Source organism: Orenia metallireducens (genome assembly GCF_003001995.1).
GTDB lineage: Bacteria > Bacillota > Halanaerobiia > Halobacteroidales > Halobacteroidaceae > Orenia > Orenia metallireducens_B.
Window position 1 is genome coordinate 154,783 of the sequence record NZ_PVNB01000001.1, and the last position, 23,045, is coordinate 177,827.

18 protein-coding genes are annotated in these 23,045 nt (G+C 33.0%); all 18 read right to left on the reverse strand.

What is annotated here, in order from left to right; all coding sequences use genetic code 11:
• Window positions 1-391 precede the first annotated feature (391 nt).
• The gene (locus tag BX659_RS18865; protein WP_172431805.1) at window positions 392-553 is read right to left on the reverse strand and encodes a hypothetical protein; all 162 of its coding nucleotides are present in this window, start codon (window positions 551-553) and stop codon (window positions 392-394) included.
• Window positions 554-1,058: 505 nt separating this feature from the next.
• Window positions 1,059-2,729 carry an alpha-glucan family phosphorylase gene (glgP, locus tag BX659_RS00680; protein ID WP_097016527.1) on the reverse strand — a complete coding sequence of 557 codons (1,671 nt, stop codon included), beginning with the start codon at window positions 2,727-2,729 and terminating at the stop codon, window positions 1,059-1,061.
• A gap of 526 nt (window positions 2,730-3,255) precedes the next feature.
• Window positions 3,256-4,299 carry a DNA polymerase IV gene (locus BX659_RS00685; protein WP_097016526.1) on the reverse strand — a complete coding sequence of 348 codons (1,044 nt, stop codon included), beginning with the start codon at window positions 4,297-4,299 and terminating at the stop codon, window positions 3,256-3,258.
• A 193-nt stretch (window positions 4,300-4,492) separates the two neighbouring features.
• On the reverse strand, window positions 4,493-5,203 hold the full coding sequence (locus tag BX659_RS00690; RefSeq protein ID WP_097016525.1) for a lysophospholipid acyltransferase family protein: 711 nt from the start codon (window positions 5,201-5,203) through the stop codon (window positions 4,493-4,495).
• A gap of 110 nt (window positions 5,204-5,313) precedes the next feature.
• Complete coding sequence (locus BX659_RS00695; protein ID WP_097016524.1) at window positions 5,314-5,547, reverse strand: glutathione S-transferase family protein; 234 nt, start codon at window positions 5,545-5,547, stop codon at window positions 5,314-5,316.
• Window positions 5,548-5,690: 143 nt separating this feature from the next.
• Window positions 5,691-5,903 (reverse strand): zinc ribbon domain-containing protein, encoded by a 213-nt coding sequence (locus tag BX659_RS00700; protein ID WP_097016523.1) that lies wholly within the window; start codon window positions 5,901-5,903, stop codon window positions 5,691-5,693.
• Between the two features lie 286 nt (window positions 5,904-6,189).
• A complete protein-coding gene (locus BX659_RS00705; RefSeq protein ID WP_097016522.1) occupies window positions 6,190-8,676 on the reverse strand; it encodes a CoA-disulfide reductase in 2,487 nt (828 codons plus the stop codon).
• 116 nt (window positions 8,677-8,792) lie between these two features.
• Window positions 8,793-9,077 carry an ArsR/SmtB family transcription factor gene (locus BX659_RS00710; protein WP_216358741.1) on the reverse strand — a complete coding sequence of 95 codons (285 nt, stop codon included), beginning with the start codon at window positions 9,075-9,077 and terminating at the stop codon, window positions 8,793-8,795.
• A 391-nt stretch (window positions 9,078-9,468) separates the two neighbouring features.
• On the reverse strand, window positions 9,469-10,506 hold the full coding sequence (locus BX659_RS00715) for a CsgG/HfaB family protein (protein ID WP_097016648.1): 1,038 nt from the start codon (window positions 10,504-10,506) through the stop codon (window positions 9,469-9,471).
• Between the two features lie 520 nt (window positions 10,507-11,026).
• Complete coding sequence (locus BX659_RS00720) at window positions 11,027-12,409, reverse strand: DUF5050 domain-containing protein (protein ID WP_181186395.1); 1,383 nt, start codon at window positions 12,407-12,409, stop codon at window positions 11,027-11,029.
• Window positions 12,410-12,513: 104 nt separating this feature from the next.
• The gene (locus BX659_RS00725) at window positions 12,514-13,392 is read right to left on the reverse strand and encodes a CsgG/HfaB family protein (protein ID WP_097016520.1); all 879 of its coding nucleotides are present in this window, start codon (window positions 13,390-13,392) and stop codon (window positions 12,514-12,516) included.
• Window positions 13,393-13,450: 58 nt separating this feature from the next.
• On the reverse strand, window positions 13,451-14,344 hold the full coding sequence (locus tag BX659_RS00730; protein ID WP_097016519.1) for an LPP20 family lipoprotein: 894 nt from the start codon (window positions 14,342-14,344) through the stop codon (window positions 13,451-13,453).
• A gap of 24 nt (window positions 14,345-14,368) precedes the next feature.
• Window positions 14,369-15,526 carry a hypothetical protein gene (locus BX659_RS00735; RefSeq protein ID WP_097016518.1) on the reverse strand — a complete coding sequence of 386 codons (1,158 nt, stop codon included), beginning with the start codon at window positions 15,524-15,526 and terminating at the stop codon, window positions 14,369-14,371.
• 281 nt (window positions 15,527-15,807) lie between these two features.
• On the reverse strand, window positions 15,808-17,031 hold the full coding sequence (locus BX659_RS00740; protein ID WP_097016517.1) for a DUF5723 family protein: 1,224 nt from the start codon (window positions 17,029-17,031) through the stop codon (window positions 15,808-15,810).
• 19 nt (window positions 17,032-17,050) lie between these two features.
• Window positions 17,051-19,081, reverse strand: a complete 2,031-nt coding sequence (locus BX659_RS00745; protein WP_097016516.1) for a hypothetical protein — start codon at window positions 19,079-19,081, stop codon at window positions 17,051-17,053.
• 77 nt (window positions 19,082-19,158) lie between these two features.
• Window positions 19,159-19,689 carry a hypothetical protein gene (locus tag BX659_RS00750; protein WP_097016515.1) on the reverse strand — a complete coding sequence of 177 codons (531 nt, stop codon included), beginning with the start codon at window positions 19,687-19,689 and terminating at the stop codon, window positions 19,159-19,161.
• Window positions 19,690-20,303: 614 nt separating this feature from the next.
• Complete coding sequence (locus tag BX659_RS00755; RefSeq protein ID WP_097016514.1) at window positions 20,304-22,391, reverse strand: SpoIID/LytB domain-containing protein; 2,088 nt, start codon at window positions 22,389-22,391, stop codon at window positions 20,304-20,306.
• Window positions 22,392-22,503: 112 nt separating this feature from the next.
• On the reverse strand, window positions 22,504-22,875 hold the full coding sequence (locus BX659_RS00760) for a four helix bundle protein (protein WP_097016513.1): 372 nt from the start codon (window positions 22,873-22,875) through the stop codon (window positions 22,504-22,506).
• Window positions 22,876-23,045 lie beyond the last annotated feature (170 nt).

A 23,045-nucleotide genomic window follows, 5' to 3' on the forward strand; every position in this document is an offset into this window, starting at 1 on the left:
CTTAGTAGTTAAAATTAATTTATACTATAAGAATATTTTTATGTATAACCTATTAATATATGCTTAAAACATAATTATTAAATATATCAAAAGCTAAATAAAGATATAATTCTATAATCATCCAATTTTTAAATAAAGTCTAACTATGCCATTATAGAATGATAATGTGACACTTTATGTTTTGGTGGTTGGATAGTTAGGGGTGGTTTACACGAAGAGTCATCTTTTTAGACTCGTAGGAGGTAGTTAGGTTTAACCTAATCATCCAACCACCTATCTATCGAACACCTAAAAATGTTTTAATATCCCCATTGCCTTCACTTTAGGATTAGACACCTATAATAAATAGGAGTCAGCTTGTATACAAGCTGACTCCTGATCTAAAATAAACTCAAACTATAAATGGAAAATTTAAAGATAAAAGAATTGAACTGATTAAACGCCTAGATTTTAATCCACCTTTTTGTTTCAAATCCCCACTACAATTTGAACAATGTTCAACAATAGTATAGTTCACACTACCACAATCTTGACACTTTACTTTACTTCTCATGATTTTCGACCTCCTTATTCTCTTATAGTCTTATAGTAGAAAATCACTTATAAAATTATATGCTTTCTATATCTTTATTATAACATAATAGATACAATTTTACAAAATGCTTAATTCTAAAAATCTAAAATTATTTTTGCAACGCGCCCTGAAGGTGCTCTTCCTGAAGAAGTAGTCCTGGGCTGAATCTCGCGAATAGACGCGAATTTAAACCAAAAGATTTTAAATCTTTAATTTAGTCTTTTAATATCTAATTCACCCCAAGAGTACTTCTTCGGATAAATCTCTACGGGTTTGAGTAGCTAACCCTTCGCGGGATTTTAATTTTTATGGTCCTTCTCAGGGCGTTGCTGAATTAATTTGTTTTTCGTGTCATATATAGAAGAATATAGTTTTCAATATTTTTCCATATGAGCACCAGAAAAACACCTATCCTGAATAAATTCAAAATAGGCATCCTTCTAAGCTTAAATTTATTATAATAGTCTAATGATATTAAACATTATTAGTTGTTTTCTGGAGCGTAAACTAATCTGTAGTAATCGTTTAACATTCTATCTGCAGAGAATTTAACATAAGTATCTTTATGACTTTCTTTCATCATTCCTACCCACTTCTCTTTGTCAGCGTAAGTAGGTAATACTTGATTTAATAATATATCATAAAGATTGTTTACATCATATTCGTCTAATTGAGCAATCTTTTCGTCATAAGAACCTTCGAAGTCCTCAGCAGTTTTAGCTTCTACACCGTCTGGAGAGATAGCCCAACCATTTACACCATGGTTACAAGCTTCTGGCCACCATCCATCAAGGATACTTAAGTTTAATACTCCATTCATAGCAGCTTTCATACCAGAAGTACCACTTGCTTCTTTAGGTCTACGTGGGTTGTTTAACCAGATGTCACAACCTCTAGTTAATGCAGCACCAATAACCATATCATAGTCTTCTAAGAATACTACGCTATTAGAATACTTGTCTGCCATTTCAATAAGTCTAGCAACAATCTCTCTACCTTTATTATCTAATGGATGTGCTTTACCAGCAAATACGATTTGAACTTCACCAGACTTTAAGTACTCTTCAATAACTTCTGGCTTACTGAAGATAAAGTCACTTCTCTTATAAGGAGCAGCACGACGAGCAAATCCAATTAATAATTTATTTGGATCTAACTTAACTCCATTTCTCTCTTCAATTAAGTCTAATAAGTCTTGTTTAGCTGCTTGGTGAGCATCCCAAATCTTATTAGTATCTCCACCTTCAAATGCACTAACTACTCTCTCATCTGTCCAAGTACCTCTATGAACACCATTAGTGATACCTACGATTGGAGCAGCACCATCTACATGGCTCCACATCTCGTTAGCAGTTTGCTCATGTAAGCTAGCAACAGAGTTAGCATTTCTAGATAATCTTAGTCCTGCTGCAGTCATACTGAATGGAGCATCACCAATAGCTACCATCTGTTCTGTATTTAAGTGTAAATAAGCACCCATATACTTTAATAATTTATGTGGATGAACTTCGTTTCCAGCTGCAACTGGAGTATGTGTAGTAAATACTACATTCTTTCTAACCTCTCTTAATGCATCATCAAACCACATACCTTCATCTTCCATCTTCTCTCTTAATAACTCAATTCCTGCAAATACAGGATGGCTATCATTGAAATGGTAAACATCAGGCTCAATACCTAAAGCTCTAAGAGCTCTTACTCCACCAATACTTAATACCATCTCTTGAGCAATTCTGTGCTCATTAAATCCACCATAAAGTCTATCTGTAATCCACTCATCACCAGCATAGTTTTCTGGTAAGTCAGTATCTAATAAATACAAATCAGCATTGTTAAAGCAATCTACTTTCCATACCTTACACCAAACATCTCTTTCTCTAATTTCTACTTTTACCTTTACACCAGTATCTTGTAAGAAATCATACTTTTCTGTCTCAACTGGATAAGCTTTGTAAGGTCTTCCTTCTTTAATAATCTGTTCATTATAACCTTGTTTCCATAACATACCAATTCCTATTAGGTCACGATTTTGATCATAAGCAGCTTTCATGTGATCCCCTGCTAAGATTCCTAATCCTCCAGAATAAATTTTAAAGTCACTAGTAATACCATACTCCATACAAAAATATGCTACTTTTGGTTCTTGATTAGCCATAATTCTCCCCCTCTTATAAAGTTATCTTTTTAATATATAATATGCTTCTTAAAAAAGAAGCGGTGTTTACATTATTTCCAAAAAGACAGTTCTGTAAACACTATAATACTCATTGACTGTAATTAGAGCAACTTCTTTACTGAAAAAATTACCTAAATATTCCAATTATTCTGAAAAATAGAATATTATAAAATCACAATTCTTTAGCCATTAATTAGAATATGATTATGAAGCCATTACAATACAAAAAGACCCCCAATTAACATAAATAACATGTTAACCGGGGATCTCACAAAGTGTAACCTTGCCCTCAAATTTTTAATAAATCTATAATAATGGACGCAATTAATTTTTAATTTATAAGACTTCATAATTTCTAATTTTTATGTAAGAGTAACAAATGCCTCTCTTAACAATTTTTATTATATCATATTCTTGAAAAATGTCAAATAAAAAATTAATCTGTTCTAAAAATAGTAATAAATCTCTAATCTTTTTATCATTAGTATTCAGTAAATAACCAAAGCTATAATAACTTCAATTGCTCAACTCCATCTTCTGTTATATTCGACAAAGTTATACCAATCAGCCTTATCTTCTTATCTAAAACAACCTCTTCAAGCAATATTTCTGCCAATCGATAAATGTCTTCCTGTTTAGAAATGTTCCCTTCAATAGTTCTGCTTTTTGATAACTCTTCAAAATTTTCATATTTTACTTTTAAAGTAATCGTCTTACCCTTAACATTTTTATTACTTGCTCTGTTAGCTACCTCTTTGCTCAAATCCTTTAGATAACCTCTTAGCACCCCTTTATCTCTTGTATCATACCTAAAAGTAGTCTCTTTGCCTAAAGATTTTGGTAAACCAGGTGGAGTAACCTTTCTATAATCCTCACCTTGAGCTAGTTTATATAACTGATAACCTCTCTTCCCAAATTCTCTTATCAGTAAACTTCTATCTCCTTTAGCTATATCAGAAATCTTATAAAAGCCAAGCTCCTTTAATCTTTGAGCAGTTTTAGGACCAACCCCCCATAAATTATTTACATCTAAAGGAAAGATGACCTCTTTAGCCTCAAAAGGGGAAATTATCTTAAAGCCACTTGGTTTGTTAAAGTCAGAAGCTAATTTTGCTAAATATTTATTATAACTAACTCCAATAGAAGCTGTTAACTTAAGCTCCTTCTTTATCTTTCTTTTGATCTCTTTGGCAATTCTAATACTATTTTTATGATTTCCCTTTACATCAAGATAAGCCTCATCTAAAGCCAGAGGCTCTACCAACTCTGTATATCTATAAAAAATCTCTCTAATTTGACCAGAAACCTCTCTATATTTCAAATGATCACCCTGTAAGTAAATACCCTGAGGGCATAACTGTCGTGCCTTGACAATAGGCATTGCTGAATACACACCATACTCTCTTGCTTCATAAGATGCTGTACTGACAACACCCCGCTTGCCTCTTCCTCCTATAATCACAGGTTTACCTTTTAACTTAGGGTTATCCCTCTGCTCAATGGAAGCATAGAAGGCATCCATATCTACATGTATAATATTAAGCTCCATAGCTAACACTCCAGATATTCAGTGTACAGTTGATAGTTTACAGCTAGTTTCTTTTATTGATAATAAAACTCAGTAGATAATAGCTATAAGGTTACTGGGTGGATAGGTTAACCCCTAAATATCTACCCACCTCTATACCTAACTACCTAATAAAAAATTGTACCATTATCTATAAAGTCATATTAATTATTAATTATAAATTATCTTTTATCTTCTCTCTTACAATCAAGGTCAAATCATCTTTCTCTTCCTTACTTAGCTTATCGACATATATAGTCTCTCCAATTATCAGCTCTACCCGATCACCTTTTATCAATCCACCATTTGCTTCCCTTAATTTATAAGACCCTTTAATTGTAATCGGCACTACGGGAATATTCTCCCTTAAAGCTATCTTTAGACTTCCCCTTTTAAAATCCCCCAATTTATTGGAGCAACTCCTTGTTCCTTCTGGAAAGATAACTAAAGACTGCCCTGCTTCAAATACTCTCCCTGCATCTTTAAAGGCCCTTAAAGTCTGACGAAAATCATTCCTCTTAATAAAAATACACTCCATATTCTTCATCCAACTACTGATAAAAGGCATATATCTAAGCTCCCACTTGGCGATAAAAGCTATCGGCTTATTAATATAACCTAATAATAAAGGTATATCAAAGGAACCTTGGTGGTTAGCTACAAACAATACTGGCTCATCAGGTAACCTCTCTTTCCCTTTGACTATTACCTCGCTGCCTGTAAAATCCACTAGGCTCTTAGCCCAAGCCTTCGCTACTTTATTAGTATAATTTCTTACTAACTCATTTCTTCCCTTCAACTCCAGTAACTTCATCTTTAATAGTGAACCTAATAATGCAATTTGATATAACCAAAAGTAGGCAAACCAGCTAACTGTTTTAATCATAGCGTCTCTCCCTTTCATTAGATATATAATCATAACTATATAAATAATTATAAATTAGATTCTACCTTAAATCAAAAATAAGTTGCCTCAATTGAGGCAACTTAAAGATACTAACTATACTTTTCTTCCAAATATTCGATAATTTTTGCTGAATCATTTACTACAGTTCCATCACTATCTTCTATTACTGGCACCTTAATTTGACCTGATAACTCTTTGATTTTAGTTCTTTTTTCCCTATCTTTAGGAACTTCAATCTTTTCATATTCTAATCCCATCTCATCTAACTTATTGCGTACCTTTGCACAGAAAGGGCAAGTTTCAAATTGATATAACTTAATCATCCAATCTACCTCCTTATCAGATAATTAGTAACTATTACTATTATTCTCAATAACAATAATAACTCCTGCTAAAAATTTAAATTAATACTTAATTTATTATACTTTAATACCGCTAAGGTTATTCTACTAAAAAAATCAGCTGACTATCCTGTAAAGAAGTCAAATAGATTGCCTAGCATACTTGCATCAGCTTTAAATAATTCTGTATACTTACATCTAGCACAGGTCACCGTTGTGAATTTCTTGTTCTGTACATCAAACATCTTAGATAATCCTCCACCAGTAGCTGCAAACTGGTCAGTTTCATAGCTTCCATTACCACATTTAGGACATTCATAATTATCTATTCTTGACAATATAATCCCTCCTCTTATCTATATTATACTCCTTATCTTGATTATTTAATAGATTTAATAGTTATACTCTAGAGAGATATTAAAACACTTTTTTATTAGCTACTCCTTCAGGGCTAAAAACCAGCCCTTTGTGATAAATCCGCTGCTGGCTTCTAGCCTTTAGCTTTTAAGGTCTTAGCTAATGACCAGTAGCTATAAGCTAGTAACAAAACTGTCGCAATATACCCATATAATCTAATTAAAAACTCAACTACAAAGAAAAAAGGTGCCAACAGGCACCTTTTCTCTATATAAATAAACTCATATTTGATTCTTCAGCATCACTTAAGAAGCTGGCTACTCCTCCAATCTCTACACCATCAATCAACTCTTCCTTCTTGATTCCCATTACATCCATAGACATTTGGCAAGCTACCAATCTAACACCATTTAACTTTGCTTGCCCGATTAATGCCTCTAAGGAATCAACCCCTTTATCCTTCATTACCTTTCTAATCATCTTAGGTCCCATCCCAAACATATTCATGTTGGATAATGGTAGCTTCTCACTTCCTTGGGGCATCATCTTGCCAAACATCTTATCCATCATAGATTTCTCAACTTTGATATTCTCCTTCTTCCTTAAAATATTTAATCCCCAGAAAGTAAAGAATAATGTAACTTCACTGCCCATCGCTGCTGCACCATTAGCAATGATAAAGGAAGCAATTGCTCTATCTAGCTCTCCACTGAAGACAACCATAGTCTTCTTATTCTTAGTATTCTCAGTAGCAATTACTGTTCTACCTTGCCCTTTTTGAATAGTAGCACTAAAATTATGACCACCTTGACCAGTGTCTAATAATTTATTTCCTGTACTCTTACACCATGCTCCAATGTCTGCTGTAAATCCTGGATCTGTAGCAATAACTTCCAATATATCACCTTCATCTAATTCTTTCATCTTATTTGCTACCTGCATAATTGGACCAGGACATTGTAGTCCACAAGCATCAAGTTTGATCCTCTTGCCACCTTGCTTATCTGCTAGCTGCTTTCCCACTAGCTGACCTTCTTCAGGATTAGAAGCTGTGTTTAACTTATCACAATCAGGAGTATTGCAGTCATTTAATACTTTTTTTTTATCATTCATTATCTCTTTATATAACTTATATCCCCCAGATAAATTCTTAACTTTTTTAAATCCATGCTGCATTAAGATTCGAGCTCCAATATAGCCTCGCAATCCTACTGCACAATAAACTACAATCTCTTTACCTTTATCTAATTCATCTAGTCTATTTCTTAAACTGTTAAGGGGAATATTGATTGAATCATCAATCTTTCCTAATTGAACCTCTACTTCTTCTCTTACATCTAATACAATAGTATCTTTACTTAAATCTTCAAGCTCATGCCAATGAATTATATCAACCATCCCATTTAAGATATTTCCTGCAACAAAACCAGCCATATTTACTGGGTCTTTAGCAGAACCAAAAGGTGGAGCATAGGCTAGCTCCAGTTCTTGCAAATCAAAGACAGTCTTTTCAAATCTAATTGTAGTAGCTAAGATATCTATTCTTTTATCTACTCCCTCATAACCAACTATTTGGGCACCTAATAACTTACCTTCGTCAGGAGTAAAGATAATCTTAATAGTCATTGGGATAGCACCTGGATAATATCCTGCATGGTTCTTAGAATTTGTATAAGAAACCTGGTAATCAATCCCAGCTTTTTTCAACTGCTTTTCATTATTTCCAGTTGCAGCTACAGTTAAATCAAAGACCTTAGCAATAGCTGTACCTTGAGTCCCAATAAATTTTTCCTTCTTCCCAGATAAGTTATTAGCTACAATTCTTCCCTGCTTATTAGCAGGGCCAGCTAAAGGAATATGGGCAGGCTCCTTAGTTACAAAGTCAACTACTTCAATAGCATCTCCAATAGCATAGATGCTCTCATCAGAGGTCTGTAAATATTCATTGACCTTAATAGCACCAGTCTCTCCAAGCTCTAATCCTGCGTCTTTAGCCAATTTAGTACTTGGTTTAACCCCTATAGACATCACTACTAAATCAGCTTCAATCTCAACTCCACTCTCTAGCTCTACAATAGTCTTATTATTTTCTTCTCTAAAGGCTTTAACTCCATCAGATAAATATAGATTTATTCCTTTACTACGCATATGATTATGGACTATAGCTGCCATATCTTCATCAATTGGTCCTAAAACCTGTGGAGCTAACTCTACTACTGATACCTCTACACCACGATGATATAAGTTCTCAGCCATCTCTACTCCAATATACCCAGCTCCAACTACTACGGCATGCTCAGGTTTATTATTATCAACAAACTCTTTAATCTGATCAGTATCAGGAATATTTCTTAAAGTAAAGATATTCTTATTATCAATACCTGCTAATGGTGGCTTAATTGGGTCAGCACCAGGAGATAAGACTAAAGCATCATAACTTTCTGTATAAACCTCACCTTTAGCCCAATCCTTCACCTTAACCTCTTTCTTTTCTTTATCAATACTCAATACTTCATTCATTACCCGTACATCAATATTAAATCTAGCTTCCATAGCTTTTGGAGTCTGCACCAACAACTTATCACGTTCCTTAATTACTTCACCAATATGATAAGGCAAACCACAATTAGCAAAAGAGATATGCTCACCCTTTTCAAAAATGATGATCTCAGCCTCTTCATCAACCCTTCTCAATCTAGCAGCTGTACTTGCTCCACCAGCAACACCACCAACAATCAACACTTTCTTGCCCATTATTAAAAACCTCCTTCAATGAATTTATATATCAATATATATTAATTTTAGAATATAACCTATAAAATTTAAGTTTAAGCCTAAATCTTAGTCTAAAAAGATAATTAAACTTAAACTTAAAACAATGTCTTTACTATCTTCTTAGCATCTTCATCAATTACATAGTAATTAATCTCTACTCCATTTCTTTCTCCTTCTAAAATTCCTAAATTTCTCAATTTAGCAAGGTGTTGAGATAGAGTAGATTGAGGAATCTCTAAACAGCTCTGCATCTTAGACACATTACATCCCTCTTCTTCCATCAAACCTCTAACTATACATAACCTAATGGGATGGGACAAAGCCTTTAAGACTTTAGCTTTAGCCTCTAATATTTCCATCTCCTTTGTGATATTTTCCACTTGTGTACCTCCTAATAACTACATTACTATATTTATATATTACGATATTCAGAGAGAATTGTCAAATCAATATTGATTATTAACTTGAAAACCTACTATCAATATAATGAAAATTAATAGGGATAATGCAACCTTTTAGGAATACTTTACACGTAGAGTTATCTTTTCCAACTCATAAGAGGTGGGTGGTGGGTTAAACCTAACAACCTCCCCCCTAACTACCTAAATACCAAAAAAATAAAGTATTGAAATATATATCTATAAAAACAGATTTAAATTAAAATATAGATTCATATACTTATACTAATATATCCTAGTTATCATTATTTATTATGATATATCCAAAAATATAAAAGTTAATCAAAAAAGAAGTGCATAACTGCACTTCTTTTTATAGTTCATACTTCTCATATATATCTTGAGCAAATTCATCTACAGCATTGGTCAATACTCTATCGATCATCTCTTCATCAGAAGGAATAATTATAGATTCATCTCTATAGTAATATTCACTATAATTGGATTTTTTAGTAACTGTCTTACTTAAGACAATAGAAGCATCACTTACATCCAATAATTTAAATATAATCTTAGTATATGCCTGTTTCTGTACATGATATCTTTTTTTCTTCTCACCATCCCAAGTTTCAACATACTCAGAACTCTCATCCTTATTTACATTTCCACTTAGGACCTTACCTACTACTAAGTAATCAACACCCAAAATGTTTCCTATCTCTTTGGCAGTAGCTGAATCAATCAGTCCAGTTGCCCCCAATTGTTGCTCCTCTAAAATAGCCTTAAGTTGTTTTCTTTCTATTATCTCAATAAATTTTGGATCTCTATTTAATAATTGAGCAGAAAATAGGCTAGTTGCTCTACTTCCTAAGTTATATCTATAGGTTGTATCCTCAAAATCAATTACCCCTATTCTCTTTAGCTTTAACTCTCTAAGCTTTTGATATGCTAAGTTGTATTTTTCATTGGTATCAAAATAATTATTATCATAAATCTTAACCTTCTTAAACTCATTATAAGCAAGCTCCCAATTTCCCTCTGCTAAATAGTCACTTCCTAATTGATAATGGCACTTTTTATACTCTTCTTTAGCATTATACAATAATTTATTAACCTCTGCACTGTCTTTAATATCTTTAGCTTGAGACAAGTCTTTAATAGCTAAGCCATACTCCTCTTTTTCTAAGAACATTTCTCCTTTACTTAGGTGGTTTTGATATTGCTCTTCACGATGATTTTTAATTACCTTATAAATCCCAAACACTCCTAAGATAACCAAAGCTCCAATTATTCCTTTTTCCGTTCCATCTGAACCACTTGAACTAGCAGAGATACTCTGAGCACGAGCATAATCAGTTCCTACAAAAGAAACCAACATAAATATCATTAAAATTACCGAAATAATTCTCATGACTTTCAATTTTAAATTTCCCCTTTCTCTATTCAGCAGTTTATTATACTGAGTTAATTATTTTTGAATATGATTATTTATTGCATATTCTACACAAAGAACAGTAAATCCTCCATTATTATAAAATTTAATTAATCCAACAACTATTATCCAATAATTCTAAATTCAATAATATAATAATTTAATACACTATTATGTATAGGTATGTGAATTCAAAATGAAACTTAATGGAGATAGTGCGACAGTTTTTTATTAGATAGTTAGAGGTTGGATGGTTAGGTAGTTGGATTTTCCTAACCACTACCCACCCACCTCCTAAATATCACCTTTTCTCTCGATAACATCATGGTTAAATTTTATTCTAGGTTCACGAACCTAGAAGCAGATATAACAACAGGCAGTAACAAGTAATAGTATAAAGTAACGACAAATGATATACTTAATCATCACTTAACACTATTGACCTATCACTAGCCTGTAATGTGATTCTATTATGTTAATAAAAGAACTTATAATAAACTTAATCTTGCCACTCTGGATCACTATAATTTACTTTTGGTGCAAACATGACCTTTCTATTCTTTTCTTGTTTGGTAAATAAATTAATCTCCTTACCCTCTGTGCCATCACTTACATATAGGATTAATTGTTCATCTCTATCCCAAAAAGCATAACTATAGATCCTTCTATTAACTTTCATTATCTTCTTTAAGGAACTCCCATTAGGAGCAATTTGATATAATATCGATTTGCCAGAACTATAATTATTGAATATAATCTCTTCTTCATCCCCTGACCAAGCTGGAGCAGAATCTGTACCAAATCCATTATTCAATAAGATTTTAGAAGCTCCATCCTCTTGCATCACATGCAACTTCTTCTCCCCAGTCGTTGCTGATATATATGCAATCGAATGATATTTAGGAGAATAAGCAAGCTGACTATCATAATAATTATTATCAGTTAACCTCTTTAAATAACTACCTGTTAAATCACTCTTATAAATATCAAAGTCACCATCTCGATTAGAGGCAAATAAAATAGTATTCTTATCTAACCATACTGGACTCTCTTTATCTGTTGCGGTAAAGGTAATCTGCCGTAGATTAGAGCCATCTATATCCATTACATAAATATTTGTATCTCTATCTCTATTAGATAGGAACAGAAGCTCTTCCCCATCAGCAGACCAATTAGGAGCCCAATCATCACCCTTATCATCGGTTAATCTTACTACATTTTTACCATAGATATCTGTCATATAAATGCTCTTACTCTTTCCTTTATCACTGACAAAAAAGAATTTAGCCTCTCTCTTATTCTCAAGAGCAAGCTTCTCATTAAATATTTTATCCCTTCCTTCTAGTGTAATCACCTTAGTACAGACCCTATAACCTGGCGAACTGACCTTTACCAATCTATCTTCAATAGAAGGATTATCTATTACAGGAATTCTTTCAATTCTAAAATAACCATTGGCATCAGTCTCAACCATCTGATTGCCTAGCTCAACAGTAACACCTGCTAAAGCCTCTCCTTTAAATCTATCAATCACCTGACCACTTAAATTCATATAACTTCGTTCTAATTTAATAGAAATTGATTTATCTCCCTCTTCTAAGAGAAGCTGCTTAGTTTTACTAAGATAATCTTTACCACTCAAGCTGATTACACTATCTTTTTTATCTAGATTATCAATTACAGGAATACTATTAAAGATAAAATATCCCTTATCATTCGTCTTGACAACTTTATTTCCAAGCTCTACAGTAATTCCAGCTAAAGGCTCTCCTGTGAACTTATCAGTTACATTACCCCTTAAATTCATAAATTTATCATTCTGACAACCTATTACAGCTATAGAGACCACAAGTAATAACATAAGTACTTTTAATCTTTTCAACATAAATCCTCCCTTCAATTTATTAAATCATGCTACATCATAATGACTAATAAAAAGTATATTGTACCAACTTTATGTTAGAAAATATTAATCCAAAGATTCCATTACTCAAACTCAACAATATCACCCTTCAACGGTAGATCTTCAGATTCTATAACTTCCGCAATAACTGCTCCTTTGCTGATACTAATAATCTTAACTCTACCAAGGGGCATACTTACTGCTTCTTCCAACTCTTCAACTTCTATCATCCTGATTAATTTTCCATAATTACCCTCTATTAAATTATCGGTATTATCAACTTTGATAATCAGCTTACTTCCTATTATTTTAATAATTCTGCCCCTCAGCAAAGCAATTGAAGAGATCTTTTTAGCAATATTATTTACAAAATCATCAGTAGCCTCTTCAATGCTCTTGCCTAGAGCTGATTTTTTAAAGGCTTCACTACCAAAGCTTAGACCATTAAAACTAGAAATCTTAAAAGAACGGTCCGCTCTCTGGCCAACACCATTAAAAGAAGTAATAATCTCTGAAGTATTAGCATCGACTAATCTTCCTGTCAACACTACTTTGGCTTCAACCCCTGAAGTCTTAAAGGGACCAAAAGCAATCTCTGCTTTCTCTTTAATCTCCATCTGAGTCAATGTACCTATCACTATAGCATCTACCCCTAATATTCTCCCTAATTCAGCAGCATTAGTAGAATCGATTAATCCACTACTTCCTAACTCTTGTTCTGAAAGTATCTTTTCAAGGTCACTTCTTTCTATAACCTTAACCCCTTCAGCTTGAACCAATTTATCTGTTACTAATTGTGTAACCCCTTCCAAAATATTATCTTTATCTAAACCATTCCACCCTAAATCAGAATTATTAAAAGGAATCAACGCGACTAAAGTCTGTTTAGCATCAATAGGGGTTGATATAACTAGTACCAATAAAATTATAAATAAGAGCAAAATATTCAATTTAATCTCCATTGACTAACCCCCTAATAATAATTTAAGTCAACTAAAAATAAAACACTCAAAATTAAACTTAATTTAAAACTATAACTACTTTACAGTTATTAAAAACTCCATTACTTCTTCCTACTTGATCTAATGTTCTAGCATCTTTTTGTGATAAGACTAAATCAGTCCCATATCTTCCCTTAGCTTCTATAGCATTAATAATCAATGGATTCTTACCCACTCTTGGATTGGCCTTAGCATCTGCCAAACTTCTATTATAGCCTACAATCCCCTGAGTAATAACACCATCACTTTGAATCTTACTTATACCATAAACTAAACTTCCACTCTCATCATAAACCTTTGGGGCTAAAGCTGGTTTGGCATCTATATTCAGTGTATTAATAATCACTCCTGTATAATCACTCTGCACCAAAGTATCAACTTCTTCTGAATTGTTATAATCATGACTGTCATTATTAAAATCTAGATCAGAACTATCATTATTATCAGAGGTTTCAGTACTCTCTTCACTTATACTAGGAAAGATAGCTTTCATAATGCCGTCTTTTCCATAGAATTTAACCTGAACTATAACCTGGTATACATTATCGGCTACCTTCTTCTCTTCAATAATCTGAGCACCCTTTACCATACCACTTACCCTCTTATTGATGATATCAGACTGAACTTGAGCATTCTTAACTGTCTGTTCAGAATCTATTTGAACCCCCTTAATCGTCTCTAACAACCTCCTTTGCGCCATTGTAATAGCAGCCTCTCTAGCCATAATCTTTGCTTGAGCCTCATTTGTAATATAATCAGGAGCAACGCCATACCCAGTTGCCTTTACTACTGACTTTTCCCAATCAGTAACTGTATTATCATCTTCATCAAATAACCCCTCTGCAAAGGAGAATTGAGTCATCATCAACAGTATCATCACAGTAATTAACAAGATATTAATTCTCTTACTCATTTCTATACAACCCCCTTAACTTAATTATCTAATCTCTAAAACTAGCTTTGCTTCTGACATACTTTTAACCTCAAAACTAAAGGGAAGCTTTTCTTCCAACTCTATTGCTATATCTAAAACCTCTACACTAGGCTCTAAATCTATATCAAAGGTGAGCAACTCATTAGCAAATTCTCTAAAATACACATTAATTACTCCAGATAATGTAGGTAGAGAATTCTTTAATTGACTTAATTGTTTTAAAGAGCTAACACTATTAACCTGTAATTGAATCGTCTTCTCTTGTTTAATTAAATCATTACTTATCCTATCAATCAATTCTTCTGTAATATTCTCTGTAGCTTCTATAATTGATTTTTTAGCAGCCATCTCCTTATTAACACCTACACCCTTACCATCACCAGTTACAGCCGCAATCACCTGTGCTGTAGATGCATTAATGACACGGGCTTCTACTTGAGAATTATATGACTTCAAGCTACCAGCAATACCATCTAGGGTCTTTCTTAAGTCAATATAGTTTGACCTAAGATTAGCTATCACAACAAAATCAGCCTTTAATTGTGAACCTAATTTAACAGCCAAATCATAATCTCCAGCGATAATTGTCCTTCGCTCTTCTCTATTGATTAATGAGTCAACCTTATAACGGTCTATTACTTGAAATCCCGATTCTATGAACTGCTTCATCATCTCGGTTTCAGCTAAACCATCTGGTAAGTCAACATAATAATCCTCTACTTTTTGGGAGAGTAAAACCATAATTCTTGGATTGCCAATCCTTTTTATATTCAACTTCAAAGCATCTAGGTCACCAGCTAAAGTTTTTCTGCCAACTTCAACTTTAACCTTTACTATATAGATATGATCTTCAATTGATTTATTGATTACCTGATACCCTTTTATATATCCTTGACTACTCTTTAAAATCTTATCTTCAATTAACTGGGCATTCTTTACCATAGTTGAAGAACTAATAAAAGTTCCTACAGCTTGCTCTACTGCCCTTCTTAATCCATCATTAATGGCTTTTTTTTCAGCATTAACTAGACCATCATCACCTAAATATGCTTTTCCTTCAGTCTCAACGACAACACTATCTGTAGCTAAGACTGATAGTGTAAAGTTAAAAATCATTATTATAGCTACGAATAATACTATATATAGTCTTTTTTGCAACATAATAGCCACTCCCATCTTCTAATCTCACGATTACCTATATTAATTCTATGTAATTACATTAATTCCCTTGTTAAAAATATATTAATTTATTATAATTTTTCTTTAAAACACTTTATTAACTTCTTTTATTTAATCTTTAATATAACTAAAACCACTAATAACTGATAATCAATAGCAAAGCTTTTATCGTTACTATTTAGCTCTTGCCTTTTAGGTTTATAGTTATTGATTAATAAAGATAAAGAAGAGGCAGATTGCTAGCAATCTGCCTCTTCTTTATTTTAAAACTCTATTTTAAGATTTAAAGCACCTTCAACCTCTTTGGAATCATTGAATAATCCCATTAAATCAGAAACTCCTAAATCAGCTTCAAAGACCCATAAATCTAAACCTATTCCGGCTGACCAGTCAAAGTCCTTTTCAAGGGTAGAATAACTTATTCCAGTTCTTAAAGGTAAGGATTTTAACCATGTCATCTCCGTTGCAGTAGCAAATTTATGGTCTTTTTGACCATCATTATAGCTTGTATATGAATAATCTGCAAATAAATCAATGTCTTCAGTCCAGTTCATCTTGCCACCTAAGCGAATAATAGCTGGTAATTTATACTTTAGTTCTTCATCCTTAACGACTTCACTATCTCCAACCTCTTCAAACTCCTCTGTAACTTCATTATACTCATATCTAACCTCATGAATCCCGTCTACTGTTAAAGCTCCTAGATTCATCACACTAAACCCAAGACTATACTTATCATTTAAGTTAGCATAGACCCCAAAATCAAAGGCTGAACCTGTTGCTGTACTATCATTGATACCATCTGGTTCATTATACTTTGCTACAAAGTATCCATCACCCCTAACTACAGGATCCCCCTCTTCATCATAAGTAATTATAGTAGTTCCATCACCTTCTAAAGAGAAGATTGCTCCAGTTAAGTGATGATAGGTAAGTCCTATTCTTAAATCCTTTAAATCCAACTTCTCTTTTAAGCTTTCAGGGCTGATAGAGAAGTTAATCCCAAGATCACCATAAGCTGCTCCAGAACCTATACTACCATTAAGATCATAGGGTTTATCAATTTCATTTCCCTTTAATAATAGCTCAGCTACATCATAGGATAGATCAAATAAACCAACACCTCTACCCTCTGAACTGATAGCTACTGGTCCTAGGATTACTTTTAATCCAGTATTAGACTCTCCTCCGCCTAAAAATCCATCTTCAACATCAGCTAACAGCTCATCCTTCATCTCTTCATCAATATATTCATTGACCAACAAGTTATTCCACAGGCTACCTGCTAGTCCAAATTCAAAGGTAAATCGATCTGAAGTAGCATTGACTGCTCCAGGATTTCCATAAAGAGCATCAGCTCCTACCAACGTAGCAAACTCATCACCAAGACCAATTGTTTTAGCTGAAGAAGCAGCTTCTATATCATTATCAAATGTTAGCACCAGTACCAATAAAAAGCATGACATTATTAAGATCGTTTTAAGCATTTATTCTTCACCCCCTACTTTATTCTTTATTTTGATTGACTTTGACTACTAATTTAGCATAAAGATTATTGATAGTTACCTCATCGGTACTCTTTAATACAATGTTGTCACCTGTTACCTTATATTTAACACCTACATATAAATTATCATCAGTTAACCAATCGGCATCACTAGCAGTTAAATCTACAACCTTTTTCTCTCCACTATCCTGTTTAGTTAAAGTAAAGGTTTTAAATTTGTTAGCAGATTTATATAACTTATCTAATTGGCTCTCTTTTTCTTCCTCACTTAAACTGTCAAGATACTCATCTAAATCTTTGCCTTCCCACTCATCAACTTTTCCTAAATAAACAATTACTTCTACGTCAACAGGCAAATCATTTTTAAAATCTTCAATGATCAATTGTCCCTCTTTAAAGTAATTATCAATCTGCTCTACATCATCATCACTAAGTGAATCATCGACAGTTTCGGGGATAGCTCTATCCTCTATATCCTTATTAAGAGTAATATCAAAAGGAACCTCTATCTCTACTTTAGGATTCAGCTGATCAGCTGAATCGATAGTAACTGAACCAGTAGCTTCAACTCTAGCATCTCCTAGAAGTCTTATAGATGTTATATCTTCTTTATGATTTAAGCCTTGTAACCAATCTAAAAAGTCATTCCCACTATCATTCAATAGTGATAGCTCCTTATCAGTACTATCAATCACTGCACTCCCTCCACTAATAGAGGATAGAGTTATAGTAGCTTCACTACCATCTTCATAGATAGCTCTAAACTCAGCATTATCTAAATTGATAAGCAGATTCTCAATATCATATCCGTCAATTACAAATCTAGCAATGGCACCATTTAAAGAGATACTATCAATATCCTCAGGCACCTCTGTTAAAAGCTCTTCATCTAAAGCCTGATTTGCATCAGTGAAATCGAATAAATTGTTATCAACTGTAACACTAGCTATTTCTGTATCAGAACTGAATCCACCAGTTACTGAAATACTTTGAGTAGTATCATAAGTGACATTTGTTCCCGAAACAATCAGATTAAAATCAATCTCCATTCCATTTATTAAATCGATGCTTTGACCAGTTAAATCTAAACTAATCTCATTATCAGCTGAACCATCGGATACTGTGCCTATGCTTAACTGTTCTATTGCAAAATTTAAGCCACTAGTTTCAGTTTCAGGCGGAAGAATAGTTAAATCAAGATTTCCACTATTAAAAGCTACTGCTTCCAAACCAGCCTCTACAGATGCTACATTTGTAGATTGGGTGACCTCAGTAGCAGCTAAATTAGTATAGTTTACTACCTTACTAATCTCTGCGTTATCGATACTATAAGCTAAATTCATGGCACCATCATTATTTAAGACACCAGAAGTACTAAGATTACTAAGCTCTACTGTTAAATCACCAGTTATACTACTATTAGTTAGATCAATAAATTTTTGAACACTGCTTGTTCCTTGAGTAATATTAGTAAAGCTTACATCTCCTAAGAGAGTTGAACCATCTTTAAAGGTTAAAGTTACTGAATCAATATCAAAACCATTTGGAGCAGTAATCATAATCCCCATCCGATTTATTGGATTATTACTCTCATCTTCACTATTACTTGAGAAGTCAATACTATCAAATTCATCAATAATGATAGTACTTGTTATCCCACTATCAGAACTTACTCCAGCAGGTATAGTGATATCCTGATTATTATTAATTACATTATCTAATTGAATTAAAGGCAAAGCTACTGTCTTATTAACGCTAGGCAAAGCAACCTCAGTCAGCTTCCCTCCCACATCAATAATATCCATCTCTTCTGTCTTTGAGTATTGTATTAATCCATTATTATTAACAATATCCTCATTATCTTCTACTAGCTCTTTTGCTGTCTTACCCTCATTGTTAGTTATCGGTACTTTATAAGCAACATCCCAAGCTGGACCAAAAGTACCACGACTGTTTTCAGAACAGCCTGATAAAACTAAAGAAGAGAGTATAATAACCATCATTAAAGTTAATATCTGCTTCTTTTCCATAATTTCACCCCTTTTTAAAGTATTACTTAATATTATTCGACACAAGCCTTAGATCTTTCCTCTTAAATTATATTAAATCAATGTAAATTACCTTCTCTATGGACAACATCATAAGCAAAAAGAGCATAGCCAATCTCAGCAGTCGTCATCCCTTCTTCTTGAGCTAATTCTCTGACTATCTTCATAATAGCTAAATAATCATCAGGGTTAAATTGTTCCTTCTCTTTATCAAAATATCCCATTCGATAGAGGGTTGCCCATACTCTAGTATCGATGACACAATGCTCTTTATCATTTAAACTGGTCAAAATAGCAGAAGCAGTTGGTGTACCAACCCCCTTCAAACTATTAAATAGTATAACTTGGGCAAATTCATCATCAATCTTATAAGCAATCTCTGTAATCTTCTCCACTCGCCCTACTGGATTCCTATGTACATGATAGGAGCTTCTTGTAGAGTTGAGATGGGCCAATTGATATAGTTCATCTTTACTTAAGTAGCCTTTCTGGTGATACCTCTTGCCAATATCCTTTAACTTTTCAGGATACAAGCCCGATGTCTCTGGATAAATTTTTAGATATTTCTGAAAATTAATCTTAGGGGTCATCCTATAAACTCCTCTCTGTCAATAAAATTTTCCCTTAAAAAAAGAAACTCTTTAATTATAATTTATAAATTCTATAAAAATCTAATAATTCCTCTATATTTTTCTTAGATATAGAAAATCAGAGAACATAGTCATCTGACCTTATAGTGATATTTAAGTATGACGCTATATAGAGATATTACGACACTTTTAAATTTACAATTAACAATGTACAATTGACAATTAAACGGATTTTAAGGTTTTTAATCCGAAAAAATTTCTGTTTGAACGAAGCAAAAATTGAGCTAGGATCTAGAGTATTATGAAATTTTAATTTAGAGAGTCTAATAAGTGATAATGTTCATTATTTTGATTGCTGAGTGAGTTGAATTTTTTTCTAGACCTTTTGGTGACTTTTGCGTCAATGGTAAAAGTCACTCGGGAAAAAAGCTGATAAGCTTTCCCGAAAAATATTTTAATGATTTTACTAACTTTTTAAAGTGAAAAGTATCACAATATACCCATTAAATTTCACTTAATGGTTGCATATCTATAGTTAATAAACTTTATTGATATACTTATTTACCCATAAATAGCAAAAAGACTACTTAAAAAAGTAGTCTTTTTGGCTCTCTCTAATATCTATCTTCAATTGTAATATCAGTATAGAAATGCTTTAATATATCTAAATATTGATAGTTATCATCTGCCATTGCTGCTACTGCAACTTGGTCCATACCAACACTGTGTCCCCAACCACCACCGTAAAATAGGAAGCTAACTAGCTTACCATCACGATATTGTGGTTGAATCCAGAAACGATTGCTCCGTAAACCACCAAATTTAGAACGTAAGTTATAGGTGAACTCCTTCTCTTCCTCTGCACCCACTACTAATAGAGATTTAACACTCCCTGCTTTCCCTCTATAGGTAGGCACAATCTTCTTAATCTCTTTAATATCTAAGCTATTTTCTAGATACTCTATTGATAGATTACGTTGCCAGCGGTAATGGCTCTCCTTAGTATATTGGAATGCTTTAGAATAGGAATCTGGTGACTCTCTTAACCATTCCTTTAATTCTACAGGGCTTAAAGGAAATCTAGAATCTTCTTTTTCAGTAGATACTGCTCTTAAATAACCTATTTCAAATCTCCAGACATCTTCACTATTCTCAGTATATCCTCCAGAGTTGGCACTATAAACTGCATTAACTGCCTTGCCATTATAAGTCATCACTTCACCTGCTGTCTCTAATACAGCTTGGTTAGAGTTAGGATGTTCACGGGCAATTCCTCGATAGGCAGCACAGTGAACGTCAGAACATAAGTCATATCCATCATCAGAGTGCTTACCTAAATTAGCTAGTGTATAACTTCTAGCAGCTACCGATTGGGTCTTTAGAGCCTCTCTAGGCCATAAAGCCGACATCTCAGAAGGGATAACCCCCATGAGATATTCCTCCATGTGAACTAAGTTAACTACAGTAATCCCATTCTCTTGAGGAATTAACTCTAATGATCCACGATATTGACGGTCTTCAATCCCTCCCCAATAATAACCTCTACCATAAATTATATTATGGACTAGTACTGGAGCATACTCCTTAGGTCTTACTTGAATAGAATTACTAAATTCTATTTCTTTTTCACCTGCTACTAGATAGTACTTGCCATCCCTTATAGTAGCTTTGATAAGCTCTGATTTTTTACCCTCTAAAATAATCTTTTCTCCTTCTTTAATAACAAAGTCACTACCTACTCTAAAATAAACCTCTTCTTCATCTTCAGTAATTCCTATTTTCAACTCTCTTCCTGGGCTTTCAATAGGTTCTATCTCCTTAAAAGTGACTTCTTTTGGAATCTCTCTCTTCCGCTCTTCTGGTAATGTTAAATCTTTATCATCAAAATATTCAGGATGAGCTTCTTTTATTCGCTCTAAATTCTCTTGAATTACTTTATCACTGGAATTCTCTTTATTTGCTCTTTTTAAATACATAACTGCATCTCTATCCTGACCTAAATTCAAATAAGATAATGCAATCATTCTATTTACACCCTTGAGACTTCCGTCAGTTATTAGTGCTTTCCTGTAATTATCTATAGCAATACTATAGCTTTCTTGAACAAAATTTATCTCTCCTAGTTGATAGTATCCTAACGCAAACTTATCATATTCTAAAGCAACTTTAACATATTCTTCTGCTTGCTGATAATCTTTTTCTTTAAAGGACATTAGGCTCAAATAATAGTTAGTATCTCTTAAAATAAATTCATCTTCTGATTCTGAATTCAATATCTTCTCCAACTCAATTTTAGACTTACCAATTTTATCTAAATTATAATAAGCAATAGCCAAATCCAATCTACTCTCAACATCTTCTTCTTTCTCTAATAGTGCCTCATATTCTTCAACAGCTAAATTATATTCACCTAAAGTTTCATAAACTGATGCTAAATTTTTTCTTGCAATCTTATTATCTTCATAGTCTAAAATTTGCTTATACTTATCTATACTCGCCTTATACTCTCCCTGGTAGTATAAGGCTTTTGCTTCATCCAACAATTTCTCTAAATCATAGTCAGCTTGAGCATCCTGAGTTTTTTTAGTCTCTTGCTGACTTGGATGATTATAATAAGCAAATATTCCAGAACTTATTAGTGATAATAAGATTATCCCTATTGCTATGACTTTAAAATGCTTTTCTTCTAATTTAATCCACATACTACCACACCTTTCATTTCCAGTTCTTTTTAGGTGTTTGTACTCTTATTATAACGTGCTCAGCCTAGTAAAACAATGAATAATTATTGGTAACAGGAGGCAGAGTATAAGTTTAAGATTTAGATTTCCAACTTTCAACTGTTTTTATAACCTTGTTAATTTCATAAATTAGTTCCTCTAACTTTCTAATTAAATTCTTTACCTTCTGTTCTTCAAAATATCCTACCTTAGAACCATATATTAAATGATGAATAGTTTCATAAGCGGAACCTCTTGAATAGATATAAAAATTCATCTTATCCTTTTTATGCTTTCTTCCAAATCCTTCAGCAATATTAGCTCCTATAGAGTTACTAGATCTTCTGATTTGTGAGGTTAAACCATAGTCTTCTTGCGTTGGTAAAAGAGAGGATATCTTAAACACTTCTACTGAAATATCATTTGCTACCTTCCAAACTGGTAAATCAGTAAAAAATTGATACATTTTTAATTCTCCTTTGATTTCTAATATAAATAATTAGAATATCCTTCCCAAACATATCAATTTAATACTCATACCTATTCCTATACTTTTGCTTGTTCTTAATACTTATACTTAAGATTTAGGCTCAGGCTTATACTTAAACTAAAAAGAAATCAGCTAAAAGCTGATTT